Origin of the sequence: Thermomonospora echinospora (genome assembly GCF_900108175.1) — a bacterium.
In the GTDB taxonomy this organism is placed as follows: Bacteria; Actinomycetota; Actinomycetes; order Streptosporangiales; family Streptosporangiaceae; genus Thermomonospora; species Thermomonospora echinospora.
On record NZ_FNVO01000015.1, the window covers coordinates 1 to 25,228 of the forward strand.

Annotated in this window: 26 protein-coding genes; 12 read left to right on the forward strand and 14 right to left on the reverse strand. The window is 71.4% G+C overall.

Annotated features, from left to right (window positions below; genetic code table 11):
* Nucleotides 1-307 (forward strand): transposase family protein (locus C4U03_RS27455; RefSeq protein WP_327373764.1); only part of this gene is annotated, 307 nt, incomplete at its 5' end.
* 17 nt (nucleotides 308-324) lie between these two features.
* Here the strand turns inward: C4U03_RS27455 and C4U03_RS27460 are convergent.
* On the reverse strand, nucleotides 325-1,377 hold the full coding sequence (locus tag C4U03_RS27460) for an NADP-dependent oxidoreductase (protein WP_200827510.1): 1,053 nt from the start codon (nucleotides 1,375-1,377) through the stop codon (nucleotides 325-327).
* A 57-nt stretch (nucleotides 1,378-1,434) separates the two neighbouring features.
* Here C4U03_RS27460 and C4U03_RS27465 point away from each other — a divergent pair, with 57 nt between their 5' ends.
* Nucleotides 1,435-2,049 (forward strand): TetR/AcrR family transcriptional regulator, encoded by a 615-nt coding sequence (locus tag C4U03_RS27465; protein ID WP_200827511.1) that lies wholly within the window; start codon nucleotides 1,435-1,437, stop codon nucleotides 2,047-2,049.
* A 246-nt stretch (nucleotides 2,050-2,295) separates the two neighbouring features.
* Nucleotides 2,296-2,475 (forward strand): hypothetical protein, encoded by a 180-nt coding sequence (locus C4U03_RS40070; protein WP_146087551.1) that lies wholly within the window; start codon nucleotides 2,296-2,298, stop codon nucleotides 2,473-2,475.
* 222 nt (nucleotides 2,476-2,697) lie between these two features.
* Here the strand turns inward: C4U03_RS40070 and C4U03_RS27470 are convergent, their stop codons facing one another.
* From C4U03_RS27470 to C4U03_RS27490, 5 genes are all read right to left on the reverse strand, one after another.
* Nucleotides 2,698-3,036 (reverse strand): hypothetical protein, encoded by a 339-nt coding sequence (locus C4U03_RS27470; RefSeq protein ID WP_103941591.1) that lies wholly within the window; start codon nucleotides 3,034-3,036, stop codon nucleotides 2,698-2,700.
* Nucleotides 3,033-3,386, reverse strand: coding sequence for a hypothetical protein (locus C4U03_RS27475; protein WP_146087552.1), 354 nt, complete (start codon nucleotides 3,384-3,386; stop codon nucleotides 3,033-3,035). The genes C4U03_RS27470 and C4U03_RS27475 overlap by 4 nt, the downstream gene beginning before the upstream one ends.
* Before the next feature lie 213 nt (nucleotides 3,387-3,599).
* Nucleotides 3,600-4,802, reverse strand: coding sequence for a helix-turn-helix domain-containing protein (locus C4U03_RS27480; RefSeq protein WP_103941595.1), 1,203 nt, complete (start codon nucleotides 4,800-4,802; stop codon nucleotides 3,600-3,602).
* A 103-nt stretch (nucleotides 4,803-4,905) separates the two neighbouring features.
* Complete coding sequence (locus C4U03_RS27485; protein ID WP_200827512.1) at nucleotides 4,906-5,238, reverse strand: hypothetical protein; 333 nt, start codon at nucleotides 5,236-5,238, stop codon at nucleotides 4,906-4,908.
* Between the two features lie 106 nt (nucleotides 5,239-5,344).
* Entirely contained in the window at nucleotides 5,345-5,812 is a 468-nt protein-coding gene (locus tag C4U03_RS27490; RefSeq protein ID WP_103941873.1) for a Panacea domain-containing protein, read from the reverse strand.
* 436 nt (nucleotides 5,813-6,248) lie between these two features.
* Here C4U03_RS27490 and C4U03_RS27495 point away from each other — a divergent pair, with 436 nt between their 5' ends.
* Nucleotides 6,249-7,517, forward strand: coding sequence for an aspartate kinase (locus C4U03_RS27495; RefSeq protein ID WP_103941599.1), 1,269 nt, complete (start codon nucleotides 6,249-6,251; stop codon nucleotides 7,515-7,517).
* On the forward strand, nucleotides 7,514-8,569 hold the full coding sequence (locus C4U03_RS27500; protein WP_103941601.1) for an aspartate-semialdehyde dehydrogenase: 1,056 nt from the start codon (nucleotides 7,514-7,516) through the stop codon (nucleotides 8,567-8,569). The genes C4U03_RS27495 and C4U03_RS27500 overlap by 4 nt, the downstream gene beginning before the upstream one ends.
* Nucleotides 8,570-8,765: 196 nt before the next feature.
* On the opposite strand, the gene C4U03_RS42615 is transcribed toward C4U03_RS27500, so the two are convergent.
* From C4U03_RS42615 to C4U03_RS27525, 4 genes are all read right to left on the reverse strand, one after another.
* Nucleotides 8,766-10,649, reverse strand: a complete 1,884-nt coding sequence (locus C4U03_RS42615) for a collagen-like domain-containing protein (protein WP_160147122.1) — start codon at nucleotides 10,647-10,649, stop codon at nucleotides 8,766-8,768.
* A 243-nt stretch (nucleotides 10,650-10,892) separates the two neighbouring features.
* Nucleotides 10,893-11,900, reverse strand: coding sequence for a helix-turn-helix domain-containing protein (locus C4U03_RS27515; RefSeq protein ID WP_103941607.1), 1,008 nt, complete (start codon nucleotides 11,898-11,900; stop codon nucleotides 10,893-10,895).
* Between the two features lie 31 nt (nucleotides 11,901-11,931).
* On the reverse strand, nucleotides 11,932-12,930 hold the full coding sequence (locus C4U03_RS27520; protein ID WP_103941609.1) for an alpha/beta hydrolase: 999 nt from the start codon (nucleotides 12,928-12,930) through the stop codon (nucleotides 11,932-11,934).
* 262 nt (nucleotides 12,931-13,192) lie between these two features.
* Entirely contained in the window at nucleotides 13,193-14,266 is a 1,074-nt protein-coding gene (locus tag C4U03_RS27525; RefSeq protein WP_103941611.1) for a methyltransferase domain-containing protein, read from the reverse strand.
* A gap of 317 nt (nucleotides 14,267-14,583) precedes the next feature.
* Here C4U03_RS27525 and C4U03_RS27530 point away from each other — a divergent pair, with 317 nt between their 5' ends.
* The 4 genes from C4U03_RS27530 (at nucleotide 14,584) to C4U03_RS27540 (ending at nucleotide 17,292) form a co-directional block, all read left to right on the forward strand.
* Complete coding sequence (locus C4U03_RS27530; RefSeq protein ID WP_200827513.1) at nucleotides 14,584-15,111, forward strand: SigE family RNA polymerase sigma factor; 528 nt, start codon at nucleotides 14,584-14,586, stop codon at nucleotides 15,109-15,111.
* A complete protein-coding gene (locus tag C4U03_RS27535; RefSeq protein ID WP_103941615.1) occupies nucleotides 15,111-16,265 on the forward strand; it encodes a hypothetical protein in 1,155 nt (384 codons plus the stop codon). The genes C4U03_RS27530 and C4U03_RS27535 overlap by 1 nt, the downstream gene beginning before the upstream one ends.
* Before the next feature lie 178 nt (nucleotides 16,266-16,443).
* Nucleotides 16,444-16,575 (forward strand): hypothetical protein, encoded by a 132-nt coding sequence (locus C4U03_RS42620; protein WP_268817541.1) that lies wholly within the window; start codon nucleotides 16,444-16,446, stop codon nucleotides 16,573-16,575.
* 159 nt (nucleotides 16,576-16,734) lie between these two features.
* Complete coding sequence (locus C4U03_RS27540) at nucleotides 16,735-17,292, forward strand: NADPH-dependent FMN reductase (protein WP_103941617.1); 558 nt, start codon at nucleotides 16,735-16,737, stop codon at nucleotides 17,290-17,292.
* Between the two features lie 59 nt (nucleotides 17,293-17,351).
* Here C4U03_RS27540 and C4U03_RS27545 read toward each other — a convergent pair whose 3' ends face one another.
* Both C4U03_RS27545 and C4U03_RS27550 read right to left on the reverse strand, forming a co-directional pair.
* Entirely contained in the window at nucleotides 17,352-18,026 is a 675-nt protein-coding gene (locus tag C4U03_RS27545; protein WP_103941619.1) for an SMI1/KNR4 family protein, read from the reverse strand.
* A gap of 204 nt (nucleotides 18,027-18,230) precedes the next feature.
* Nucleotides 18,231-19,709 (reverse strand): APC family permease, encoded by a 1,479-nt coding sequence (locus C4U03_RS27550; protein ID WP_103941621.1) that lies wholly within the window; start codon nucleotides 19,707-19,709, stop codon nucleotides 18,231-18,233.
* 71 nt (nucleotides 19,710-19,780) lie between these two features.
* Between C4U03_RS27550 and C4U03_RS27555 the strand changes: the two genes are divergently transcribed.
* Nucleotides 19,781-20,806 (forward strand): GlxA family transcriptional regulator, encoded by a 1,026-nt coding sequence (locus C4U03_RS27555; RefSeq protein ID WP_103941623.1) that lies wholly within the window; start codon nucleotides 19,781-19,783, stop codon nucleotides 20,804-20,806.
* A 168-nt stretch (nucleotides 20,807-20,974) separates the two neighbouring features.
* On the opposite strand, the gene C4U03_RS27560 is transcribed toward C4U03_RS27555, so the two are convergent.
* Complete coding sequence (locus tag C4U03_RS27560; protein WP_103941625.1) at nucleotides 20,975-21,856, reverse strand: NAD(P)-dependent oxidoreductase; 882 nt, start codon at nucleotides 21,854-21,856, stop codon at nucleotides 20,975-20,977.
* A 95-nt stretch (nucleotides 21,857-21,951) separates the two neighbouring features.
* Here C4U03_RS27560 and C4U03_RS27565 point away from each other — a divergent pair, with 95 nt between their 5' ends.
* Both C4U03_RS27565 and C4U03_RS27570 read left to right on the forward strand, forming a co-directional pair.
* Nucleotides 21,952-22,305, forward strand: a complete 354-nt coding sequence (locus C4U03_RS27565; protein ID WP_103941627.1) for a winged helix-turn-helix transcriptional regulator — start codon at nucleotides 21,952-21,954, stop codon at nucleotides 22,303-22,305.
* Between the two features lie 397 nt (nucleotides 22,306-22,702).
* Complete coding sequence (locus tag C4U03_RS27570) at nucleotides 22,703-23,371, forward strand: TetR/AcrR family transcriptional regulator (RefSeq protein WP_103941629.1); 669 nt, start codon at nucleotides 22,703-22,705, stop codon at nucleotides 23,369-23,371.
* Nucleotides 23,372-23,393: 22 nt separating this feature from the next.
* On the opposite strand, the gene C4U03_RS27575 is transcribed toward C4U03_RS27570, so the two are convergent.
* The gene (locus C4U03_RS27575) at nucleotides 23,394-25,157 is read right to left on the reverse strand and encodes a S9 family peptidase (protein ID WP_103941875.1); all 1,764 of its coding nucleotides are present in this window, start codon (nucleotides 25,155-25,157) and stop codon (nucleotides 23,394-23,396) included.
* Between the last annotated feature and the right edge of the window lie 71 nt (nucleotides 25,158-25,228).

Below are 25,228 nucleotides of genomic sequence, written 5' to 3' on the forward strand. Positions count from 1 at the left end.
CCTGCACGCCCTGCCGGCCCTGTACCCGGCCGCCGCCGCGGGCCTGGTCGTGCTCGCCGACATCGGCTACCTGGGCGCCGGAATCGGCATCCGCACCCCACGCCGCCCGCATCCGGACATCCCCAGCCCCCTGGACGCCGACACCCGCACCTACAACCGGCTGCTCCGAGCCACCCGCGCCCTCGGCGAACGCGCCGCCGCCGAACTGAAACAGCGCTGGCGCGCCCTGCGCCACGTCACCCTCAGCCCCGGCCGCATCGGCGCCATCACCCAGGCCGCCCTCGTCCTCAACAACGCCTGGCGGTGACTTTCGCTGAGAAAACCTCAGTCCGTGGCGTTGGCGATGACGAGGAGCTTTCCGCGCACATGGGTGTGCACGAGATCGGCATACGCTCGCGCAGCCTCTTCCAGCGAATACCGCCGACTGATGGTGGCAGGCAGGGAGCCGGCCATAGCCTGTGCTGCCAACTCCTCCAGATCTCCAGGGCGCGCGGTGCTGTAGACGGTGCGCACCGTCAGGTCGGCGTGGTCGAACGCGGAAGGCTCGGGGCTGGGAAAGGCGACGTTGAGCAGGTGGCCTCCTGGCCTGATGGCGTCGCTTGCCTTGACCAGGGCGGGGCCGGGCAGGGCGAGGTTGACCATGGCATCGACGCCGCCGGGGTGGCGCCGCAGCGTCTCGGCGACGGTATCGACTGTCCGGTAGTCGATCACCTCGGTCGCGCCCAGGTCGCGGACGTAGTCGTCGTCCTCGGGGATCGCGGTGGCGATCACATGTACCTTGGCAGCGGCCAGCAACGGGACCACCGCGCCACCGACCCCGCCTGCGGCGCCAGTCACCAGAACCCGTTCACCCGCCTCGAACCGGCCCGCGCGCACCACGGCCAGCGCGGTCAGCCCAGATATCGGCAGGCTGGCCGCGTGGTCGGCGGCCAAGCCGTCCGGGCGTCGGGTGATGGCGGGGGTGTCGGCCTCGAAGACCGCATAGTCGGCCATAGCGCCGGTGGTGAGGGATGGCGGGGTGGACAGCATCCCGGCGATCGTCGCCGTCGCGCGCGGCAGCCCGACTCCGAACACCTCGTCACCCCAGGTGAACCGGGTCACGTCCGGGCCGACTTCGGTCACCGTGCCGGCGAAGTCGCTGCCCGGCACATGGGGGAACGTCAAGGGGGTCAGCTCGCGCAGCACCCCGCTGAGGGTTCGCAGATCGGCGGGGTTGACGGCTGCGGCGCGGATGCGGACCTGGATCTGGCCGGGGCCGGGCCGTGGAACCGGAACGTCCTCGACGGTCAGGCCCTCTGGTGGGCCGTACTGCTTCGCGACAAGTGCCCTCATCATCACCCTCCCACGGACACCAACATAAATTGACCGGACGGTCATGTTGCTGACTGTAGCACACAACATGACCGGATGGTCAAGTTGTGCTAAGCTGGGCTCATGCCCCGAGCCGACGCCACCCGAAATCGAAGCCTCCTCATCGATGCGGCGTCCGCGGAACTGTCCGAGCATGGCCTCGACGTCTCCATCGCGCGGATCGCCGCGCGCGCCGGCGTCGCCAAGGGGACGGTCTTCAACCACTTCTCCAGCAAGGAGGAGCTGGTCTCGGCGATCTTCTGCGAGCAACTTGACGCCCTCGCGGCGACCGGCGAAAGCCTGCTGGAGCACACCGATCCGCGATCCGCTCTGCTTCAGTTCATGAGCGCAGGCGCCGAACTCCAGGCCAACGATCGCGCATTCTGCGAGGCGGCCACCGCAGCCTCGCGCGCCCATCCCGCGATCAGGGCCGCCAGCGACCGGCTGGCACAGGTGGCCGAGGCGCTGACCGCACGCGCCCGGCAGGCTGGAGTCGTCCGGGCGGACGTCACCGGCCACGACATCGTGCTGCTGCTCAATGCCCCCACCCGGATCGCGGCACCGCTCGCCGCCGTACGATCCGACCTGTGGCAGCGCTACCTGCGCATGATCTTCGACGGGCTAAGACCGGAAGCTGCACACGAGCTACCCGTTGCGGCACCAACGAATGAGGACTTCACCACAGCCGCCACTCGCTGACATCGTCCGTCCCTCCCGACCAACCATCTGCCCCAGCCACTTCTTTGATCACCCTGCACATCGGCAAGTGGATGTCACCCGGATCCGGAAGATCGTCGCTGCGGCACTTGTGATCATCGACCTCGACCACGCCAATCAGTAGTCAGCACGTTGCGCGGAAAGGCTCATTACGACCTTTCGGTCGCACACGTTCGCGCCGAGAGCGTCGCGCCGTCCCTGTCGTCCCGGCTGCTCCCCCGTCTCATCGTGGAGCAGCCCGGCCACGCGCCGGTGAGGATGTGGCTGCGCGAGCCCGCGCGCAAGGGCGCCCTGCTTCCCCAGAAACAACTGGTGGCACTCGCCCAGGCCATCGACCCGACCATGCAACACCCCGTCGCCAGAAGGCTCCACGAACTGGCGGCCGACCCACTGGGCGGCATCCACTGACCGACCGGCAGACGGGCCGGCCCTCCGGAGAGGCGCTACGGCGCGCCGCCGAGCACAGCGGCCACGCCGAGAAACCCGCTCCGCCGGGTACGCACACCGCCGGAAGGCCGTCCATGCGTCTTGGGCGGGTGTGCCGGGCCGTGTCTCCCCTCCAGGCTTCCGGCACACCCGCGCCGTGTGGAGTGGCGGCCCGGCCGGGGGTTCGGGCCGCCACTCCCGCTCTCACCGCCGGAGGCGGCCGTCGTCCCGGTGGACGGCGGTCAGGCCGTCGCAGTCCTCACTCGGACTTGCGCTCGTGTCGCGGGCGGACGGTGCCGTACCCCCACTGATCCAGGCGGCCTGCGCGGTCGCCGGTCGCGGTCCGGGCGTTCCGATGTCGGCCAGCCGCCGCACCAGCGCACCCGGCGTCTCCAAGTCCTCGTCCCACTCCCTTGGGCCGATTGCCAGTACCGCCGCGTACACCCGATCCCGAACGGCCGGGTGATCGCTGTGGAGCCCGGCCAGCACCGCACCCCACAACTCCCGCGTCAAAGGAACGCGGTCAGCGCTCTCGGCCCTCATGCCGCCTCCGCGATCAGCCCCAGACGGCTCAGCCCGCGCCGCCACATGCCGCGCCTGTCCCGAGCGGCGTGCCGCCCCCGCACGCAGTCGTCCGGCGAACGAGAGGGCGCGGCGGCGCGGGACGCCACGGGGCGTGGGGAAGTCCGCGCCGCCACGCCGGACCCGCCCGGACGGCCGGGCACAGACGGCCGGACCGGGCGGGAGTACGGGAGGTGCTGCCGGTAGTGCTCGGTGAGCCGCCGGGCCAGGTCCGCGGCCGTGGGCGCCTGAACCAGTCCGACCGCACCGACCGGCGCGGCCAGCCACAGCCCCGACTTGGTCCCGTACCAGCAGGCCGCCCGCGGGAACATGGCCCGCACCTCGGCTTCCTGCCGCGCACGGGGGAACGGCCGTTCTGCCCGAGTGACGGAATCGCTAGGGTGTGCATCAGCCAGGACCTTCCTTCCTGGTCAGGCCCCGGGTCACCGGTGTTCGCGCACCGGCCGGGGCCGCCTACGTTCTGTGACGTGGCGGCCACGGTAGGGCCGATGCCCACCCTCGTTGTTTCCGAACGGAAACCCGGCTTAGGCCAGGTTCATCCGCCAGGCCAGTCCTCGCAGGTCACGGCCAGGAGCCCGGTCGTACAGGTCGGCGACGAGTTCGCGGACGAGCGGGTTGCGGTGCACGCGGGCGGCCGACAGTTTCTCGGCCTGCCGCAACTCCCGGACTGCTGCTGCGGCGTCTCCGGACATGGCGCGTGCCCGTGCCCGTTCGATGGCCAGGGCGGCCCTGCGGCCTTGGCTGGGCAGCGCCGCCGCATCGACCTGCTGGGCCGCCTGCAACGCCGCTTCGGGCTCGCCGGCCTCCACTGCCAGCATGGTCCGCCATACACCCGTGTTCGCCGGGCCGAAGCTCTGCCAGGCGTCAAGGTGCTCCCCGATCCGGGAGGCGATCCGCTGAGCTTCGGCGGCGTGCTCAGCGGCGGCGGCGTGCCGTCCCCGAACCTGCTCGGCCAGCGCCGCCGACAGGCGCAGCATCCCGTACACCTCGAACGCGCGGCGGTCGTCGCCGATGTGCGGTTCGAGGCGGTCCGCGTGCCGTCCCGCCTCCCGAAGCGCTCGTGACAGCGCGGCGGACGGCCGCGAGTGCGCCTGCGCGAACACCGCCGTTCCAAGCGACACCGGGTCGTCGAGGAGACGCGCGGCCCGCTCCGCCCGGTCCGCCGCGATCCACGCGAGGTCGGTCTGTCCGAGGTGACGCAGCACGAACGTCGCCCCCACGCACATGTCGACCAGCAGCCCGAGTGCAGTTCTTCGCTGCCGCTCGTCCCCAGTGGCGGCGTGAACGTGCAGCTCGGCGAGTATCCCCGGCAGCACCGCTGTCAGACGGGGGTAGTCCGATGCCCGCCGCTGTTGCGCGATCGGCCCCGCGACAAGAGCGGCCAGCGCCGACAGCGGCCGGACCGGCATCTCCACCGGGTCTTCCAGGCTGGAGTCCAGAAGGACTTCCCGCAGTGCGATCACGTCACCGAGTTGCCGCTGCTTCGGCCGGATTGCCGGAACGGGTTCGCCCAGCAGGTCGGTCGCCGAGACTTCCAGCGCCTCGGCCAGCGCCCGAATGTCCGATCGGCGCTCCAACCGTAGGTGCCCGTTCTCAATCTTCGACAGCCAGGACTTGGACCGGCCGACCAGCCCGGCCGCCGTCTCGATCGACAGCCCTCGGTAAACCCGGGCCGCCCGGACGTTCTCGCCAATACGTCGTGAACCGTCGTCCTGCGAATGTGACATCGCGTCGCCTCGCTGTTGGCGTTCGGACCCCACCGCCCACCGTACGCGCCGACCGCGCCGAACGAACGAAGAACGCAAGGCGGCCCGTTCGGTGGGAGTGCCGTCAGGTGTGCTTTAGCCGGCTCGGCCAGATCTCGTGCTTGGGGTCCCACCACACGATGTGGAACACATGGCCGTGCAGAAAGCCGTACAGTCGCGGCTCACCCTGTAGACGCAGGCACCAGATCTTGGTCATGTCGGCGAGGCCGATCTGTTCGAGGCGGTCCAGAGCCTCGACGTTAGGGATCGTCTCGACGTCGTAGTCCTTGCCCGGGTAGTCGCCTCGGTTGAAGATCTCATTGACCGTCATGGTCTCGAGTTGGCCCAACCGATCGAACAGCCAGCGCAAGGTCTCCGGCTCGACCTTGTCGAACCCCCACGGCCCTTCGTGGTCCACGTGGGTGAACCGCCAGCAGATCCGATGATCCGATGTCTCCGCACCGGGCAGCACCGTACGCCTGGGAACTTCCTTACGGTGAACCTGCGGTGTGGAGACCCTCTTCTTAGACCTCTTCGCCATTGGCGGACTCGACGGTCAGCGCGTCGAAGAACTCGAAGATCTCCGCATCGTCAAGCTGTTCGTTGCTGCGCTGGAGCGGCAGCGCGCCCGCGCGTTCGCGTGCCCTCACCCACGGCGCCTCCTGGTGGGTCATCGTGGACAGCTGGTGGGCGCTGTAGTCGCCCAAGCCCTCCAGCACCAGGTCCACCGACTCCCGTTCGCCCGCGTCGAGCCCGTCGCAGTCGCCAGGGATGTCACCGGCCTCAAGCTGGAGCCTTCCGCGGTGCAGCCGGTACAGCTCCGGGGACACCGGCCCGTTCGCCCACGCCTCGAATCGCTCGTCGAACAGCCGCCGCTCTTCCCACGCCAGGTGGTAACCGTAGGCGTAGTAGCAGAGTTTCTGCAGCTTCATGGCGGTCATCGGGCCACGCCGCTGAAGAATGTAGGCCGCGACATCCCTGATCGTCGCCATGTGCCGGTCACCCCCCTCCCGGTCTCCCAGCGTACGTGCCCGTTTCGGGATCCGAAGGGTCATGGCCGCGTCCTGCCTTCTGGTGAGAATCACATCGCGGAACCGTGTCCGCCGCACGAACATCCGATGTGACACCACGGACTCGGCCGGTGTCCGGTGACCGCTTCCCAAGGCCATGCCCGGCAGTGGTGCCCCTGCGTGAGCATATCGACCCCGAGCGTGACACCGGCGCGGAAATCACCACCACAACCCCCAGCCTAATCGAACATATGTTCGATTGTACGCCGTCGATCGGACGGACCAGGGCAATCGCGGCTCGTCCGGCGGTGTCCAGGGGGCGTCTCGGATGGTGGGACAAACCGCTCGTCAGGCACCGGGTTGACCTCGGTAGACTCGACGGTCGGTACGCCGACCCCGATCCGAGGAGCACCCACCAGTGGCTCTTGTCGTGCAGAAGTACGGTGGCTCCTCCGTTGCGGACGCCGAGTGCGTCAAGCGGGTCGCCCAGCGCATCGTCGCGACCAAGAAGGCGGGCAACGACGTCGTCGTCGTGGTCTCCGCCATGGGCGACACTACGGACGAGCTGATCGACCTGGCCGAGCAGGTCAGCCCGCTGCCCCCGGGCCGCGAGCTGGACATGCTGCTGACGGCCGGGGAACGGATCTCGATGGCACTGCTGGCGATGGCCATCGCCAACCTGGGCCACGAGGCGCGGTCCTTCACCGGCTCCCAGGCCGGTGTGATCACTGACGACTCCCACGGCAAAGCCCGGATCATCGACGTCACGCCCGGCCGGATCCGCAGCGCCCTGGACGACGGCTCCATCGCGATCGTGGCGGGCTTCCAGGGCGTCTCCCAGAACAGCAAGGACATCACCACGCTCGGCCGGGGCGGCTCCGACACCACGGCGGTGGCGCTGGCCGCCGCGCTCGACGCCGACGTGTGCGAGATCTACACGGACGTGGACGGCGTGTTCACCGCCGATCCCCGGATCGTGCCGACCGCCCGCCGCATTCCCAGCATCTCCTACGAGGAGATGATGGAGATGGCCGCCTGCGGCGCCAAGATCCTCCACCTGCGCTGCGTGGAGTACGCGCGCCGGTACAACATCCCGATCCATGTCCGGTCCTCCTTCAGCCAGCGGACCGGCACCTGGATCGCCGACAGCACCGAGGGAAGTGAGATGGAGCAGGCGATCATCTCCGGAGTCGCCCACGACCGCAGCGAGGCCAAGGTCACCGTGGTGGGCGTGCCCGACAAGGTGGGCGAGGCCGCGACGATCTTCTCGGTGCTCTCCGACGCCGGGATCAACCTGGACATGATCGTCCAGAACGTGTCGGCCGCCGCCACCGGCCGTACCGATATCTCCTTCACCCTGCCGGCCACCGACGGGCAGACCGCGCTGACCGCGCTCAACAAGGTCAAGGAGCGGATCGGCTTCGAGTCGCTGCAGTACGACGACCGGATCGGCAAGATCTCGCTGATCGGCGCCGGGATGCGCTCGCACCCCGGCGTCACCGCCAAGTTCTTCTCCGCCATCGCCGAGGCGGGCGTCAACATCGAGATGATCTCCACCTCGGAGATCCGGATCTCGGTGGTCGTCTCGCAGGACGACGTGGAGGCCGCGGTCACCGCCGCGCACCGGGCGTTCGAGCTGGACGCCGACCAGGTCGAGGCGGTCGTGTACGGAGGTACCGGACGATGAGCAAGCCCACCCTGGCCGTGGTCGGCGCCACCGGCGCCGTCGGCACCGTGATGCTGGACCTGCTGTCCACCCGCGAGGACGTCTACGGCGAGATCCGGCTGGTCGCCTCGCCCCGCTCGGCCGGCAAGAAGCTGACCGTGCGCGGCGAGCAGGTCGAGGTCGTCGCGCTGGCCCCCGAGGTGTTCGACGGCGTGGACGTGGCCATGTTCGACACCCCGGACGAGGTCTCCAAGCAGTGGGCCCCGATCGCCGCCGAGCGCGGCGCGGTGGCCGTCGACAACTCCGGCGCGTTCCGGATGGACCCCGACGTGCCGCTGGTGGTCCCCGAGGTGAACGCCGAGGCGGCCCGCAACCGGCCCCGGGGCATCATCTCCAACCCCAACTGCACCACCCTGTCGATGATCGTCGCGATGGGCGCGCTGCACGGCCAGTACGGGCTGCGCGAGCTGGTCGTGGCGTCCTACCAGGCCGCCTCCGGAGCCGGCCAGGCCGGCATCGACACCCTGTACGACCAGCTGGAGAAGGTCGGCGGCAACCGCGGGCTCGGCGAACGCGCCGGGGACGTGCGCCGGGTGGTGGGCGAGGACCTCGGCCCGTTCCCCGCTCCGCTGGCGATGAACGTGGTGCCGTGGGCGGGCTCGCTCAAGGACGACGGCTGGACCTCGGAGGAGCTGAAGGTCCGCAACGAGTCCCGCAAGATCCTCGGCCTGCCCGACCTGCGGGTCAGCGCCACCTGCGTGCGCGTCCCGGTGGTGACCACGCACTCGCTGGCCGTCCACGCGGTCTTCGACCGTCCGGTGGACCAGCGGGAGGCCCAGGCGGTGCTGGCGGGCTCGCCGGGCGTGGTGCTGGTGGACGACCCGGAGGCCGGTGAGTTCCCGACGCCCGCCGACGTGGTGGGCACCGACCCCACCTGGGTCGGCCGGGTCCGCCGTTCGCTGGACGACCCCAAGGCGCTGGACCTGTTCCTGTGCGGCGACAACCTGCGCAAGGGCGCCGCCCTCAACACCGCCCAGATCGCCGAGCTGGTGGCCGCCGAGTTCGGCTCCTGACCTCTCGTACGCGGAACGGCCCCGGGCATGCCGCCCGGGGCCGTTCGCTTCGGCAGGTCGTTCACGAGCACCGCGGGTTCACCCGACCGGGTGCGGGTCGCCCCGCACCCGGTCCGTCACCACGAGCACCCGCGGCCGGCCGGGCGGCGGCGTCCCCGGGCGACGCCCGGAGTACCGTGCCCGGTCCGGGCCGGTGTCAGCTCACCGAGTAGACGTTGAACGTGTACTGGTTCCTGACCTTGCCCGGCTTGGCCTTACCGGTCGAGGCCGACTGCTGCGAGCCGGCCTGCTCGGGCGCGCTGGCCCTATCCGAGGCGGTCGACTCGGTGAAGGTGACCGGCTCGGTCGAGCCGGTGTTCTCCACGGCGGCCCGCTCGCTCTCCACGATCTCCTGCGTACGGGGCGAGTCGGGAACGACGGCCGACTCCTCCGCCTGGATCAGCGAGGGCCCGGCCAGCTCGTTCCCACGAGGCTGCCGCAGCTCCTGCCGAGCTCCTTGGAACCGCTCGGGACCCTGGAACTGCTCGGGACCACTCTGCTGCTCAGGGCCCTGGTAGCCCTGAGGGCCACCCTGCTGCTCGGGACCCTGGTAGCCCTGGGGGCCGCCGGGCTGCTCCGGGCCCTGGAAGTGCGCGGGCCTTTGGAACCGGTCGGGACCGCCCTGCTGCTCGGGGCCCTGGAATCGGTCAGGACCCTGGAACCGCTCGGGACCCTGGAACCGGTCAGGACCCTGGAACCGCTCGGGACCCTGGAACCGCTCGGGACCCTGGAACTGCTCAGGACCACCCTGCTGCTCGGGCCCCTGGAACTCCTGCGGACCCTGGTAGCCCTGGGGGCCACCCTGCTGCTCAGGCCCCTGGAACTGCTCGCGGCCGTGGTGGTGCTGGGGAGCGCCCATAGGCCCAGGGCCCCGGTACTCCTCCGGGCGGGGGAAGCTCACCGGAGCGGCCACCCGCTTCGGCCCGTCGAAGTCCCCTGCGTCGTCGCCCTCAGGGCCACCCATGTCCTCGAGGCCGCCCATGTCTTCAGGGCCACCCATGTCCTCAGGTCCGCCCATGTCCTCGGGGCCGCCCATGTCCTCAGGCCCCCCGTACTCCCGCGGACCCTGGAACTGCTCGGACCCCGGGTAACCGCGACCGTAAGACCGCTCCGGCCCCTGGAACCCCTCCGGGCCGGGGATGCTCACCGGAGCAGCCATCCGCTTCGGCCCGTCGAAGTCCCCTGCGTCGTCGCCCTCAGGGCCACCCATGTCCTCGGGACCGCCCATGTCCTCAGGCCCCTCGTACTCCCGCGGACCCTGGAACTGCTCAGGCCCCTGGTAACCGCGACCGTAAGACCGCTCCGGTCCCTGGAACTGCTGCGGACCCCCGTAGCCCTCGGGGCCACCGCGATGCTCCGGGCCTTGGTACTCCTCGGGCCCCTGGAACTCCCTCGGCCCAGGGTGGCCCTCGGGACCGCCCGGACCCTCGTACTGCTCCGGACCACCCGGGCCCGCGTGCTGCTCGGGACCGCGGTAACCGACGGGAGCACCAAACCGCTCAGGCCCCTGGAACTCCTCCGGACCCTGACCCCGGCCCTGGAACTCCTCCGGACCCTGACCCCGGCCCTGGTGCTCCTCCGGACCCTGACCCCGGCCCTGGTGCTCCTCCGGCCCCTGGAACTCCTCCGGGCCTTGGCCCCGGCCCTGGAACTCCTCCGGGCCTTGGCCCCGGCCCTGGAACTCCTCCGGGCCCTGCGACTCCTCCGGGCCCTGCGACTCCTCCGGGCCCTGCGACTCTTCTGGGCCCTGGAACCGCTCCAGGTCCTGGAACCCCTCCGGGCCCTGCGACTCCCCCGAGTCCTGCGACTCCTGCGGCCCACCGAACGCGTCGGAGAGTCCGAAGTCGCCCAGGCCCTCGGCCCCGAACAGGTCGGAGTCCTCGAAGGGCACCGGGTCCATCTGCGTCTGCGGCGCCAGCGGCGCCGATGCGTACGGCTGCACGGCCGCCGCCTGTGCCAGCGTCGCCGCCGCGGTGATCAGTACACCGCCGACGGCTGCCGAGCACAGGCCGGTGGCCAGTGTTCGTTGAATGGCCTTCATGGCGTGATCTCTCTATATGGCTGGCGGCGCCCGTCGACCAGGCGGCCCCAGCGAGCCTTCGTCACTAGCAGTTAGTGATGCGTTACGTAGGGCAATAATCATTCGGCAAGGTGATAGTGCCCTTACCTCCGGTGAACCCGGCCGACCTTCCAGGGGAGGTCATAGGACCGATTCGCCCCGATAGGCCCACGGTGAAAGACGGCCATTCGGCAACCAGACGCAATTGGGGACGTCCGGCGCGGGTCAGGCGGTGCGATGCAGGCGTCGCAGGGCGAGCGCGAGCTGCAGACGCAGCCGTCCCTGCGGGTCGTGGACGGACCAGCCGAGCTCGTGCTCGGCCCCGGCCAGCCGGTCCTGCAGGGTCGAGTGGTGCACGTTGATCGCCGCCGCGGCGGCGCGCAGGCTGCTGCCGGTGGCCACCGCGTCGAGGGTGACCAGCATCCATGGGGCGGCGGCCACGGCGCGTTCCAGCGCGCGTACGTCGGGGACCGGCTCGGTGTCCGGCCCGACCGCCGAGGCCAGCACAGCCAGCCCGCCGAGCCGGTCGGCGTGGACCACCCGGGGGCCGGGATCCCGGTCGGTCCCCTCGGCGGTGAACCGCAGCGCCGTACGCGCCGCCGCCAGGGATTCCGGCAGATCCGCAACGGGCACCGCCGGTCCGATCCCGGCCCGTTCGTCACCGGCGTCCACCGCGTCGGGCCGGGTCGCATCGACCGCCTGGACGCGGGCCGCGCCTCCCGCCAGGGCGACCGCCCTGGCGCGTCCCGCCACGTCCAGGCCGAGGCGGCGGGCGGCGCGCAGACGGGCGCCGCGCGGGGCCGCGGCATCCAGCAAAACTTCGGTCATGGCCTGGTCCGGCGCCGCCTCGTGCGCCCAGCCCCGGGTACGGACCAGGACGGTGCGGATCGCGGCCGACGCCCGTTCCAGCACCATCGCCTCGACCACTCCGGCCGGGCCGGGGCGCTCCAGCCACAGCGCGGGCGGACCGTCCGGCTCCAGGGGAGCGGACGGCCACGCCGGGTCGGGGAGGCCGCCGCCGTCCATGCGGCGGCCCTCGGCGTCCACCCGTACGAAGACCCGGTGAGGTTCGTCGGCCAGCCGGACGGGGTGACCGGTGAGCACGGCCGCCCCGCGCACCAGCGCCGCCAGTCCCGCCCGGCCCTCCAGAAGGCGGTCGAAATAGGTGATCACCTGCATCGCGGCGCCCGCGTCGGGGTCGAGCGCCGCCAGCCGGCCCGCCAGCTCCTTCACACCACCATCCTGCCCCCGGCCAGGGGCCCGATCAGCCCTCCAGCAGCCGGCGCAGCCAGCGCAGCCGGGCGGCGCGGGCGTCCTGCGAGAGGGCCGCGTGCGGGGCCAGCATGTCGAACCCGTGGAACCCGCCGGGCCACACGTGCAGCTCGGCCTGCCCGCCGGCCTGCCAGATCCGGGTGGCGTAGGCGACGTCCTCGTCCCGGAACGTCTCCGCCGAGCCCACGTCGATGAAGGTCGGGGGCAGCCCGGACAGGTCCTCGGCACGGGCGGGCGCCGCGTACGGCGAGACGTCCGGCCCGCCCCGGCTCTCGCCCAGCAGTGCCGTCCAGCCGGTGTCGTTGGAGTTGCGGTCCCAGATGCCCAGGCCCTCCATCTGATGGCTGGAGGGGGTCTCGTTGCGGTCGTCGAGCATCGGACACAGCAGAACCTGCCCGGCCGGCGTGGGGCCGCCGCGGTCGCGCACCATCAGGGCCAGCGCGGCCGCCAGTCCGCCGCCGGCGCTGGTGCCCGCGACGATGAGCCGGTCAGGGTCGATGCCGAGTTCCGCCGCGTTCCCGGCCGTCCACACCAGACCGGCGTAGCAGTCCTCGACCGGGGCGGGATGGGGGTGGTCGGGCGCCAGGCGGTACTCCACCGAGACCAGGACCAGGCCCAGTTCCCGCGCCCAGTCCAGCGGCTCCTCGATGCCCGTCCGGTTGTCACCCATAATCATCCCGCCGCCGTGCACGTAGTAGACGGCCGGCAGCGGGGCGGTGGCCCCGGTGGGGCGGCAGATCAGCAGCGAGACGTCCGGCGCCCCCTGCGGACCGGGCACCCGGCGCTCGGTGACGTCGAAGGCCCCGTCCCGGCGCAGATCCTCGTCCGACGGCCCCAACTGCCTTCTGAGCTGCCGCATCGTGTCGAGCGTCTCCAGCCGGATCGACGGCGGTACGTGCTCGCGGATCACTTCCAGGGCCGCGGCCAGCTCGGGGTCGAACGGCGGGGGCGGCATACGGTCGGCACGTGAGGAGGAGGAGGAGGGGGTCATCGGCTCTCCCGTGATCGAGGACACTCCATCAGCCGGCGCATCGGCTGTGACCTACGCCATGTTGACCTCCCCGAGCAGTCCGCCGACAGCGCCAGTCGGCGGTTTTCTCCCGCCACTTGGCGGTCCCGCCCTCCTTCCGAGGACCCCGAACCGCACCGGCCGGCGCCGGAACGCCCCAGCATAGGAACCCGACCAAGCCTCGAACGCAGGGCCGCCCATGAGTCCGTCCCTCCAAGACGGCCGGCCGGTTTTCGTCGTCCCCTCATCGTGAACGCCCCCGTTCGGCCGGTGCCGTGAACTGGGCGATGAAGGGCTGGGCGCCGGAGAGCCGGACCCGTTGGACGTGCTGGGGAACGAGGTGCCGCCGGATCGCCGTGGCGATGTCGTCGGCGTCGGGCAGCAGGACCACGGCCAGCCCGCCGGGGGCGAGGACACGGCGCAGCTCCGTCCACCAGCGCGACGGAGAGCCGGCGAGCAGGCCCCGTGCGGCGACCTGGCCGCCCCACGGGGGATTGCACAGGACGCGATCGACACTGCCGTCCGGTAGCGGCAGGCGGGCGGCGTCGGCCCGTTCGAGGGTGACGGGCAGGCCGGACGCGTTCTGTCCCGCCGCACGCAGTGCCTCCGGAGACAGGTCGAAGCCGTGCAGCCGGGCCTGCGGCTGGTGCAGCCCGGCCTCGATCAGCAGGGTTCCGGCGCCGCAACAGGGGTCGAGGACCGTGTGGCCGGGCCGCACGTCGGCCATCCGTGCCATGGCGGCGGCCACGGGAGGATGCAGGGTTCCCGGTATGGAGTGCTGTTTGTAGGTGCGCCGGTGCAGGGGCCGGGCGGCGATCCTCAGCATGAGGGTGGCATGCGTACCGTCAAGGGTCAGCCGCCATCCGCTGTGGGTGGGCGGGGGCGCGACGCCCGTCCGCCGCGAGTGGTAGCCGGTGCCCAGCCGCCGTGCCAGGACCTGGCCGATGGCGTCCTCGGCGTCGTACCGGTTGAAGTTGCGTCTCCCCAGGAACGATGCGGACACCTCGACGCCGGTGAGCCGACCGGGGCCGCCATGCTCCTCCCGTAGCCGCAGCAACCGGCCGGTGTCGGCGGTGGCGGCGAGGTCGGCCAGCGCGGCGAGACCCTCCTTGGCCGTGCCGATGTCGGGACGCCGCGCGGCGAGCAGGAACACGTCGTCGGCGGTGCGCAGGGCCACGGCCCGTGACCCTGACCGGTGCATACGGAAATGGACCTCGCGATGCCCCAGCCGGGTGACGGCGCCGAGCCCGAGGACCTCGACGGCGACCGCCGGCTCCAGCCCGTGAACGCACCGCGCCACCAGGCGCGCCGCCGTCATCGGACGGCGAGGGCGCCGGGACGCGGGGCAGTGAGAAAACGCGCGCGAATGCGCATGGTGATCGTTCTTCTCCCACGTCGACCCGGGACGGCGCTGCGCCGTCCCGCCTCGTCGGCGACGGGATTCGCCTCGTTTCGCCGACGGTGGTCAGCGCAGATGGAAGAAGAACGTCATGGCCGATGATCTTAACGACCGGGACCGTGGGTTCAACCGAATATCCCGGAGTCCGGTCCTTCTCCTCCGGGAACTCCACGAATCGCCCCTCCTACAGCGTTCAAGGGGCGGACGATGACCGGGATCCGGCCGGGAGGTACGGGTTGACCTTCGAAGAGTTCATCATCGCGCGACTGCCCGCGCTGCTGCGGTTCGCCACCGCGCTCACCGGCGACCCGCACCGTGCCGAGGACGTCGTGCAGGACGCGCTGGTCAAGGCCCAGCGCCGGTGGCGGCGGATCGCCGGAACGCAGGCACCTGAGGCGTACCTCAAACGCATGATCACCAACGAGTACCTGTCGTGGCGGCGGCGCAGGTCCTCCGGGGAGGTGCCGGTGACCGACGGGACGCTGGCGGCGGCCGGGGGACCGGCGGCCGACTCCGCCGACCACCATGCCGACCGGCACGTGCTGTGGGCGATGGTCCGCGCGCTGGCGCCCAAGCAGCGTGCGGCGCTGGTGCTGCGCTACTACGAGGATCTGTCGTACGCGGAGATCAGCGGTGTTCTCGGCTGTTCCGAGGCCACCGCGCGCTCCCACGTGTCGCATGCGCTGACGATCCTGCGCGTGGACGTCGCCGGGCAGTCCCCGGATGCCGCACCCCTGTCCCGCCCGGCCGCCAAGGAGGCGTGATGATCACCGAAGACAGCATCCGGGAGACCCTGGAACACGGGGCCTCGCAGGCCCCCGATCCCGACAGGGTGCTGGCCGGCCTGCCCGCCAGGATTCGCACGGCCCGGCGGCGCCGGATGGCGACGGCGTCCGCCGGGACCGTCGCCGCCCTCGTCACCTTGTCGGCGGTGGTGAACGCGACGGGCCTGTCCCCCCTCGACCAGGACCGCAATGTGGCGACCGGCGGCCCCGGTGCAGGGAACGCGTACGGACCGACCTGGCTGCCTTCCGGGATGTACGAGGTGGTGCGGACCGTCTCCTTCACGTCGGGGCCGCAGCGGTACGAACGGATCTGGTCCTTCGGGCCGATGACGAAGGTGGGGCGTCTGCGGCCCCTCATCTCCCTGACCGTCGCCGAGGACGGCGAAAGCCCACTGGACCCGCTTCCCTCACCCGACGGCCGGAACGCGGCCCCGAGAACTCCCCGGCACATTCCCGGGATCGACAAGGTCGAGCCGAGTGGCGGCCCCGACGTACACGCAAGCGACGGGACGTCCCCGCCGCCCGGCACCGATACCGGTACCGGCACCGAGCAGGTGACGATCAACGGCCACCCCGCCGTACGCGAGCGCTCCTCCAACATCTGCGCCATCGCGTGGCGGCCCACACCGACGCAGTTGCTCACCGTGGTGTCCCAGGACATGGGGAACGACTGCACCGTCGCCTCCCGCTTCGCGCAATCCGTGGCGAAGGGATCTTCCGCACCGGTCAACGACGCGATCAAGGTGAACCGGATGCCCGAGGGGTACCGCGTGTGGTCCACAGGCGCCCTCAGGACCAACTCCTCCGGGTGCGTGGCGCGTCTGTCCATCAGGCCCGCCGATCCCACCGCCGATCCGCAACTCCCCTTGCCCGCGGACCAGATCGAGTACGGGCACGGCCCCCTCCCCGAGGGCGGGGAACCGCTCACGGTCGGTGGCCGTCCCGCTCGGTACTACGAACGGCTGGAACTGGACGAGACCCTTTTCCAGGTGGTCGCGATCGACCTGGGCGACGGCCGCCGCCTGCTCGTGAACAAGTACGCCCGAGAGCCGGTGCCCAGGACCGTCCTGGTCGAGTTCGCCGGGCAGATCAGCGTCGGCGAACCCCCCAATTGCAACTGGCTCCGGGACTGACCATGCGGCGCCCCCGTCACCGCGCCGGACGGGGGCGCCACCCACTGCGGGACGTTCCGCAAGTCCCGAGTCCGCGCGGTTCCAGGTCCGCGAGGGTGAACGGGCCACCTACGCGACCGTCCCACCCAGGCAGTCCCGCCTGGGGAGTCCCGTCCAGGTCGGCCATCGCCTGACCGCCATGAGCCGCAGCCTCGTTCCGGCCGGCTCGGCCCGCAAACGCGGGAACGGCAGCACCGAGGCGCACGAGCGCCGAGACGCCAAGCCCGCCAAGCCCCCCGACCCCGCCGACAAGGCGGATGTTTCCCGTTAAACATCGGTTGTCGCGGGCTGGGGGGTGATCGGAGGGCACCGCTTGACCTGAATCGGACTTGAGGTAGGAGCCTGTCGCCGGGGCCGCCGGTTTCGCCGGCCTTCCTCGTGCCGGCACCCGGCCGGCACGAGTCCGACCAGGTCAGGCAGGAGTTCGTCCATGTCCAAAGAACCTCTCGACCTCGTGCTCATCACGGGCAGTGCGCGCAGGGGCAGGTTCTGCCCGACCGTGACCGGCTGGTTCGCCGGACGCGCCCGGCTGCGCACGGACATGCGCGTCGAGGTCGTCGATCCGGCCGAGTCACCGTCGCGACCCGGCGGGGAGGCCGCCGAGCCCACCCTGTCGGCCCGGCTGGCGGCGGCCGACGCCTTCGTCGTGGTGACCCCCGAGTACAACCACAGCTTCCCCGCGCCCCTGAAGCACCTGATCGACAGCCACCACCGCGAGTGGCACGCCAAGCCGGTCGGGTTCGTCTCCTACGGCGGCATATCCGGCGGCCTGCGCGCGGTGGAGCAGCTCCGGCTCGTCTTCGCCGAGCTGCACGCCGTCACGATCCGCGACACGGTCAGCTTCCACAACGCCCGGGAACGGTTCGACGCCGAAGGCGACCCCAAAGACCCGGCGAGCAACGTCGCGGCGACGACCCTGCTCGACCGGCTCTCCTGGTGGGGCCGCGTACTACGCGACGCCAGAACCGAACACCCCTACGTCGCCTGACTCCGCGTGGTGCGGCGGTCTCGAACGTCAGGTGGCGGGTGGTGCGGCGGCCGGCCGCGTCAGGAGCGGACTTCGGCCTCGGCGGCCTTCAGCCAGGACAGGTACCAGGTCGCGAAGGACGTGCGTTCCAGGTCGCCTTCCCTGTGCGGGGAAAGGTCCTCGTCGTCCACCCGATGGTCCGTCCAGATGTTGCCGCGTTCGGGACCGCTCACGACCAGCCACTCACGTAGCGCGCAGCCCTGATGGCACAGGCAGAGGGCGCCGACCGTCCGGGCGTCGTTCCACACGACGGCTTCGTAGCGTCGGTCCCATTCCTCGTAGGCGGTGTCGAAGCTCTCGATGTCCTCGAAGGTCTCCTCGTCGGGCTCCTCGGCCCGCAGGGCTTCGAGGACCGTCGGGTCGAGCCCCTCCGCCGGGAAGGGCCGGTCGAGCCGGTCCAGGTCGGTGAGGTCCGCGCCGTCACCCACCCACTGCCAGCGGCCGTCGATCCGTTCCACCGGGAAGACCCCGTAGAACGGTCCGGCGCCACCGCGCCCGACGTGCAGCAGAAAGTCCCGGTAGTCATCGGGCAGCCGCACCTTGATCTGCTGCTCCAGCTCGGCCAGCTCATCGGGCCGAAGCACCGGATCCAACTGGAAACCATGCCCGTGATAGCCGAACACCTTCGCCGCGAGCGGAGAGGCGGCAAGATCCCTTACCCGCCGCCGCACCTCGTGCCAATCGACCATCACCATGACGGGCAGCCTACGCACCCCCTACGACAAGACCACCGAACGAACACCGCGAGCAGAGTCATCGATGGCGCGGCAGACGCCGGGCGCCGCCCCGTGACGGTGTCCCGCCGTCTGTTCCAGGGATGTCCCCTGTCCCGGTCCAGGCTCCGTTCGGCCCGGCGGCCATCGGCTCTACCGGACGGGGGACGTTGCGGGACCGTTCGGCTACATGGGGGCTGGGTCTCGATGACGGCGGTGCAGATGGTGGTACAGCAGGGCGCCGACGGTGACCAGTAGGGGCCAGATCAGGTAGGCGCCTGACATCGCCAGGAGCAGTATGACGCCGATGAGGGCGGTCAGGGCCGTCAGGTGCGGCTTGCTCCACCGGGGCAGCAAGCGGAGGGCTGCGGCGACGCCGACCGCGTAGACGGTCACGAACGATCCGGTGGTGAGCAGCACCAAGGGCCGCGTGCCCACGTCGGCGAGAACGACCGCCAGGAGCGCTGCGAAGGCCAGTCCGGAGACGGCGGTGAGGCTGCGCCGGGGCGCCTCACCGGCGGTGCTGCCCTGGGCGAGCCAGGCGGGAAGCGCACCGTCCCGTCCGAGGGCGGCGCCGAGCTTGGCGGCACCGGCATAGTAGGCGTTCATGGTGCCGAGCGTCAGCAGCAGGGCCGCCACGGCGGCGAGCGTGCGGGCGCCGCCGCCCAGCCCGGTGGCCATCAGTTCGCCGAGCGGCGCGTCGGTCCGCGCGGCGGCGGGGCCGAGCACCGCGACGACGGCGAAGGCCACCGACAGGTACAGCACCCCGACCAGGACGACCGCCGCCCCCGTGGCCCTTGGCAGGTCCCTGGCGGGACGGCGGAACTCCGCGGCCAGGTAGGTGACCGCCTCCCACCCCGCGAAGCTCCACACCAGCAACAGTGCCGCCGGCCCGATCGCCGCCCAACCGTGCGGGGCGAACGGCTGGAGGTTGTCGACCCGCGCGTGCGGCAGGGACAGCGCCACCGAGCTCAGCAGCAGCATGACCAGCAGTACGGCCAGCGTGACCTGCAACCGCCCCGTCACTCGCAGGCCGAGGGCGTTGGCCACGGTCACCACCCCCATCAGCACGGCGGCCGTGACGGCGGCCGTCGCGTCCCCTCCGCCGAGGGTCGCGGCCGCGTACCCGCCGCCGAACAGCGCGGCGGCGGCCGCACCCGGCGGGATCGCCAGATAGAAGCACCAGCCGACCACGGCGGCGGCCCGTTCCCCGAACGCCAGCCGGGCATGGGTCGACACACCCCCCGCGTCCGGGTGGCGGGCACCGAGCGCGGCGAACGTCGCAGCGAGCGGGGCGGACAGCACGACGAGCGCCAGCCAGGCCAACAGGGACGCGGGCCCGGCGACCTCGGCGGCCAGCGCGGGCAGAGCGATCACCCCGGTGCCGAGTACGGCCCCCAGATACATCGCGGTCCCCTGCACAGCGGTAAGCCGCCCCCTAACAGGCCCGCCGGACCCGGCGTGTTCGGCACGTTCGGCAGATCCGGCGGGTGCGACAGATCCGGAAGGCACAGCAGGCCCGACAGGTGCGGCAGGCACGGCAGCTCCGACAGGTGCGGCAGGACCGGAAGGCACGACAGGTCCGGAGGGCGCGACAGGTCCGGCAGACCCGGCGGGTACGACAGGACCGGAAGGCACGGCGGGGTCAGGGGGGCGTACGGTCATGCCGGGCAGCCTTGTCGGCACGCCAGTCGCGGGCCAGTGGCAGAAACGTCGATGTGCGTTAAATTCCCGCCATGGGCCGTCATGTCGTCGCCGCCGCGATCCTCGACGGGGCTCCCCCGTTCGAGGTCGCCACCCCCTGTGAGGTCTTCGGCGTCGACCGCAGCGACATCGTCGACCCGTGGTACGAGCTGCGGCTGTGCGCGGCCGGGTCCGGTCCGGTGCGGACGGCCGGTGGGCTGGCGGTCGACGCCCCCTACGGGCTGGACGACCTGCTCGACGCGGACACGGTGCTGGTGATGGCGATGGCCCGGCGCTTCCAGGTGGAGCCGCCCGCCGAGCTGGTCGAGACGGTGCGCAAGGCGCATGAGCTGGGGCGCCGGATCGTGTCCATCTGCACCGGCGCCTACGTGCTGGCCGCCGCCGGGCTGCTGGACGGACGGCGGGCCACCACGCACTGGATGAACGCCGGGGACTTCGCCCACCGCTTCCCGTCCGTCCGGCTCGACCCGTCCGTCCTCTACATCGACGAGGGCGACATCCTGACCTCGGCGGGCACCGGCGCGGGCATCGACCTGTGCCTGCACCTGGTCCGCCTCGACCACGGTGCCGCGGTCGCCAACGAGGTCGCCCGGCGGATGGTCGTACCGCCGCATCGGGAGGGCGGCCAGGCCCAGTACGCGCAACTGCTCGTCCGGACCGAACGGCACGACGACCTCGGCCCGGTGCTCGGCTGGGCCCGCGACCACCTGCATGAGCCGCTGACCGTCCCGCAACTGGCCCGGGTGGCGCACCTGAGCGAACGCACCTTCGCCCGCCGGTTCCGGGACTCGCTGGGCATCACCCCGCTGCAGTGGCTCCTGCAGCAGCGGGTACGACTCGCCCAGGAACTGCTGGAGACCTCAGACGAGCCGGTCGAGGAGATCGCCCGGCGCACCGGCTTCGGCACCGCTGCCAACCTGCGGCACCACTTCCGCCGCGTCACCAGCGTCTCCCCCCAGACCTACCGCCATGTCTTCCGCCACCGGGCCGCCCCCGCACCGAACGACGAGCCGCCCCCGGCCACCGGCAACGCCCGGCACGTACCCATCGGCCATTAGCCGACGCGAAAGCCTCCAGCCCTGGCAACAGGGCATACGGCAGCCCCCGGATCATCGGTCACGACGACCCCGATCCACCAATCTCGCCCGCCATGACCCCTGGCACCGCGGCGGGTGGATCCGCGGCGAGACCTCCCGCGCCGCGGGCCTCCGGCGACCGGACGCGGTTCAGCGGGTGAGGAGATCGATCACGCCAGTCGTGTCCTCGTCCGGGTGGCCGTCGGCGAGGCGGCGTTCCATCAGGGCCATGAACGGGGTCAGCAGTTCGGCGCTGACCTTCTGTTCCTCGGCCGTACGCAGGAGCGTCGCGTTGCCCTGGACCATCATGGCGAGGTTGGAGGTCACGCCCTTGGTGTAGTCGCCGCTCTCCAGGTGGTCGGCGGTCGAGTACACGTGCGGGGCCATGGCGGTGAGCCAGCCGGCGAGCAACGAGGCGAAGTCCTGCAACGCCACGTCCTCATCGCGGACCAGCGCGAAGGCGTGCGCGATCCCGGCGAACATCCCGGTCATCGCGCTCAGCAGCGCCGTGTCGTGGAGGGCCGCGAGGGCAGGGTCCTCACCGACGTACCGGGTGCCCGCCGGTACGGCCAGCGTGTCGCGGTGAGCCTCGAAGAGGGCGCGCGAGCCGCTGTAGAGGACGTAGCCGCCGGACTCCGGGGCGCCGATCATCGGCGGGACCGCCATGATCCCGCCGTCCAGGAAGCGGGCGCCGCGCTCCTCGGCCCACCTGGCGCGGGCGCGGGCCTGGGCCGGGGTGCCGGTGGTGAGATCGACCAGGTCCTTGCCCGTCAGGTCGACGCCGGCCAAGACCTCTCCGACCGAGGCGTCGTCGAGCAGGCAGACCACCACGAGATCACTGGCGGCCACCGCCTCGGCGGCCGTCCCGGCGACCCGCGCGCCCTCGGCCGCGAGCGGTGCGGCCCTGCCGGGCGTGCGGTTCCAAACGGTCGGCGGATGCCCGGCGGCGAGCCATGCACGAGCCAGCGCCGTGCCCATGGCGCCGAGCCCAAGGAGGGCCGGCCCGTTCTTTTCGAAAGTGTCGTATTCCATGCCGAGTAGGCTGGTCGCCGCCCCGGGGTCGCTCAAGTACGCACTTTGAAGTGGGTGGTTACCCCGGGGTTAGTGAGCAGGCAGGAGGGGTGGCCATGGCGACCGCGCGGAGGCCAGGGGCGTACGTCTGCGGAATCGACGCGGCAATGGACGTGATCGGCGGCAAGTGGAAGGTGCTGATCCTCTGGGCGCTCAACGAAAAGACGTGCCGCTTCGGCGAGTTGCGCAGGCTGCTGCCGGGGGTGACAGAGAAGGTGCTCGCCTCCCACCTGCGGGAGATGGAGGCCGACGGCCTCGTGCATCGCCGGGTGTACGACGAGGTGCCACCCCACGTCGAATACTCGCTGACCGCACTCGGCATCTCACTCAACGAGGCGCTGGCACCCCTCGGCGCATGGGGCCGCGAGCACGTCCTCGGCCCGCAGGACACTCACCACGCCGTGCGCTAGTACGGTGTCGGGTCTCGTGGCTACCGTATCTTCGCCGATCTTGACGTTACTGCGCTCTGAACCGCGTTCGGACGACAATAATGTCAAGATCGGCGAGATCTGCCGGGTGAGCTGCGGCGGTGGATGTTGGTGGACGCCGTGCTATGGGCCATGCGACCGGGGTGCGGGGATGCACCGGTAAATGCGTTCCCTGTTCTCGTGGTGAGTTGCCATCGCCCGGAGGGCTTGAGTTCGTTGATACGGCTTTCAATGACTTTGCGTTGTTCGTGACGGCCGGGATGCAAGGTGGGGGCTCTTCCGGCATGTCCCGGGACGCCGTGCCGCCGGGCCCGCAACATCCGGCAGTGTGCGGACCGGGGCACAACCCGTGGACGGGTCGGGCGCTTAAAGTGGCCATGTGACCCAGACGAGGCCGCCGAAGTCGGAACAAACGCGTGCGCTGATCGTGGAGACGGCGCTGAGGCTGTTCCGGGAACGCGGGTACGAGGCGACGACCATGCGCGCGATCGCCAAGGAGGCCGGGGTCTCGGTCGGCAACGCCTACTACTACTTCGGCTCCAAGGAGGAGCTGATCCAGGCGTACTACGACGAACTGCAGGACGACCACATGGCGGCCTGCCGCGCGGTGCTGGAGCGCGAACGCGACTTCGCGCCCCGGCTGCTGGGCGTGCTGAGGGCGCGGGTGGACACGATGGTGCCCTACCACCAGTTCGCCGGGAAGTTCTTCAAGTTCGCCGCCGAGCCCAACAGCCCGCTCAACCCGTTCAGCGCCGAGTCGGGCACCGCCCGCGCGGCGGCCATCGCCATCTACCGCGAGGTGGTGGACGGCTCCACCCTCAGGATCGACCCGGACTTCCGCCAGGAGCTACCCGAGCTGCTGTGGCTGTACTCGATGGGCATCGTCCTGTACTGGGTGCACGACAGCTCCCCCGGCTGCCGCAAGACCTACCTGCTGATCGAACGCACCGTGCCCCTGGTCAACAAGATGGTCTCCATGTCCCGGATGCCCGGCTTCAAGACCGTCACCCGCGAACTGGTCGACGTCATCCGCGACGTCCGCGCCTAGCTGTCCCCGCCCCGCCCGGCCACTACAGCAGGCCGAGGTGTTTGCGGGCGAAGGTCATCTCGGCCTCCATCTGGCGGAGACGCTCCTCGACGACCAGGGAGCCGTGGCCGGCGTCGTAGCGGTAGACCTCGTACGGCTTGCCCAGCTCGGCCAGGCGGGCGAGGTAGTTGTCGATCTGGCGGATGGGGCACCGAGGGTCGTTCTCACCGGCCAGGATCAGGACGGGGGCCTGCACCTGTTCGACGTAGGTGAGCGGGGAGGACTGCCGGTAGCGGTCGGGGACCTCCTCCGGGGAGCCGCCGAAGAGGGCGCGGTCGAACGCCTTGAGGCCCTCCATCTCGTCCTCATAGGCGGCGAAGTAGTCGGCGACGGGGACGCCGGCCACGCCGACCGTCCAGTCTCCGGGCTGGGTGCCCAGGCCGAGCAGGGTGAGGAAGCCGCCCCAGGAGGCACCGGCCAGGACCAGGCGGTCGGGGTCGGCCAGGCCAGAGGAGACGGCCCAGTCGCGGACGGCCTTGATGTCCTCCAGCTCGGTGAGGCCGACACGATGCTCGATGGCGTCGCGCCAGGCCGAGCCGTAGCCGGTGGACCCCCGGTAGTTGACCCGTACGACGGCGAACCCGTGGTCGACCCAGGCGGCGGCCGCCGGGGAGAACGAGTCGTCGTCCTGGGCGGTGGGGCCGCCGTGGATGTCGAAGACGGTGGGGTACGGGCCGGTGCCCTCGGGCCTGCTGACCAGGGCGTGGATCCGGCCGCCGGGGCCGGGGACCCAGGCGTCCTCGACGGGGACCGACGGCGGGGCGGGCGGGCCCTCGGGGGTCAGCACGACGGTGCCCGCGGTGGACTTGATCACCGGGGGCTCGGCGGCGCTGGTCCAGGCGAACTCCACCGTGCCGTCCGGGCGGGCGGTGGCGCCGCCGATGACGCCGCGCGGGGTGTCGATGCGGTGCAGCGAGCCGTCGGCCAGGTCGTAGCGGTACAGCTCGTCGCGGGCCTCATGGGAGTGCGACAGCAGCAGGGCCGAGCCGTCGGGATACCAGTCGGCGTCGATCTCGCCGGGCAGGTCGACGCGCAGCTCGGTCTCGGTGCCGGCGACGGGGTCCCAGATCAGCAGCTCGGGACGGCCCCGGCGCTCGTGGCCGACCAGCAGCCGGGAGTCCGCGGCGACCGGGGAGAACCCGGCCGAGTACACGCCCTTGCCCTCACCGTCCCACAGGTCGGCGACGGTGGAGCCGTCCGGGCGGACGACGCGCAGCGCCATGTGGCGGCTGTCGCCGTGCTCGCTGTGGCCGATGGCGATCAGGGTCTCGTCCCGGCTCAGCCCGCCGACATGGGCGTCCTCGGTGTGGTGGTAGAGGACCTCGGGGGCCGAACCGGGGCGGTACAGATGGAGGGTGTGGCCGTCGTCGGTGCTGCGGCCCACCACGGTCAGTCCGCTGGAGCCGCGGGCCAGCCCGGACGGGTAGGCGGGCTCCAGGCCGGGGATGGCGGTCTCGTCGGGGCCGCCGCCGAAGGGCTGACGCATCCACACCCCGAACTCGTCGCCGTCGGTGTCGGCGAACCACCAGATCCACTCGCCGGTGGGGTCGACGCCGCCCATCCAGGTGCCGTTGGGCCGGTCCGTCACCTGCCGCCGCTCGCCGGTCGCCCGGTCCCAGGCGTAGATCTCCCAGGTGCCGGTGACGTTCGACCGGTACGTGGAGCGGTGCGGAGCGTCCTTGGCCCAACCGGGCAGGCTCACCCGGGCCGCGCGGAATCGCGCCTTCCAGCGTTCGTCGTCCACCATGGGGCCCAGTATCGCCCAAGCCCGCGGATGCTCGGCCTGGCGTGCGGAGATGTGGACAACCGCGCGAAACG

Coding starts and splice junctions, on each gene's coding strand:
- C4U03_RS27460 (WP_200827510.1), bottom strand. CDS start 1,377: ATGACCGTCCGGTCAATTTATGTTGGTGTCCGTGGGAGGGTGATGATG.
- C4U03_RS27465 (WP_200827511.1), top strand. CDS start 1,435: ATGCCCCGAGCCGACGCCACCCGAAATCGAAGCCTCCTCATCGATGCG.
- C4U03_RS27470 (WP_103941591.1), bottom strand. CDS start 3,036: ATGAGGGCCGAGAGCGCTGACCGCGTTCCTTTGACGCGGGAGTTGTGG.
- C4U03_RS27475 (WP_146087552.1), bottom strand. CDS start 3,386: ATGTTCCCGCGGGCGGCCTGCTGGTACGGGACCAAGTCGGGGCTGTGG.
- C4U03_RS27480 (WP_103941595.1), bottom strand. CDS start 4,802: ATGTCACATTCGCAGGACGACGGTTCACGACGTATTGGCGAGAACGTC.
- C4U03_RS27490 (WP_103941873.1), bottom strand. CDS start 5,812: ATGGCGACGATCAGGGATGTCGCGGCCTACATTCTTCAGCGGCGTGGC.
- C4U03_RS27500 (WP_103941601.1), top strand. CDS start 7,514: ATGAGCAAGCCCACCCTGGCCGTGGTCGGCGCCACCGGCGCCGTCGGC.
- C4U03_RS42615 (WP_160147122.1), bottom strand. CDS start 10,649: ATGAAGGCCATTCAACGAACACTGGCCACCGGCCTGTGCTCGGCAGCC.
- C4U03_RS27520 (WP_103941609.1), bottom strand. CDS start 12,930: ATGACCCCCTCCTCCTCCTCCTCACGTGCCGACCGTATGCCGCCCCCG.
- C4U03_RS27525 (WP_103941611.1), bottom strand. CDS start 14,266: ATGACGGCGGCGCGCCTGGTGGCGCGGTGCGTTCACGGGCTGGAGCCG.
- C4U03_RS27535 (WP_103941615.1), top strand. CDS start 15,111: ATGATCACCGAAGACAGCATCCGGGAGACCCTGGAACACGGGGCCTCG.
- C4U03_RS42620 (WP_268817541.1), top strand. CDS start 16,444: ATGAGCCGCAGCCTCGTTCCGGCCGGCTCGGCCCGCAAACGCGGGAAC.
- C4U03_RS27540 (WP_103941617.1), top strand. CDS start 16,735: ATGTCCAAAGAACCTCTCGACCTCGTGCTCATCACGGGCAGTGCGCGC.
- C4U03_RS27545 (WP_103941619.1), bottom strand. CDS start 18,026: ATGGTGATGGTCGATTGGCACGAGGTGCGGCGGCGGGTAAGGGATCTT.
- C4U03_RS27550 (WP_103941621.1), bottom strand. CDS start 19,709: ATGACCGTACGCCCCCCTGACCCCGCCGTGCCTTCCGGTCCTGTCGTA.
- C4U03_RS27555 (WP_103941623.1), top strand. CDS start 19,781: ATGGGCCGTCATGTCGTCGCCGCCGCGATCCTCGACGGGGCTCCCCCG.
- C4U03_RS27560 (WP_103941625.1), bottom strand. CDS start 21,856: ATGGAATACGACACTTTCGAAAAGAACGGGCCGGCCCTCCTTGGGCTC.
- C4U03_RS27565 (WP_103941627.1), top strand. CDS start 21,952: ATGGCGACCGCGCGGAGGCCAGGGGCGTACGTCTGCGGAATCGACGCG.
- C4U03_RS27575 (WP_103941875.1), bottom strand. CDS start 25,157: ATGGTGGACGACGAACGCTGGAAGGCGCGATTCCGCGCGGCCCGGGTG.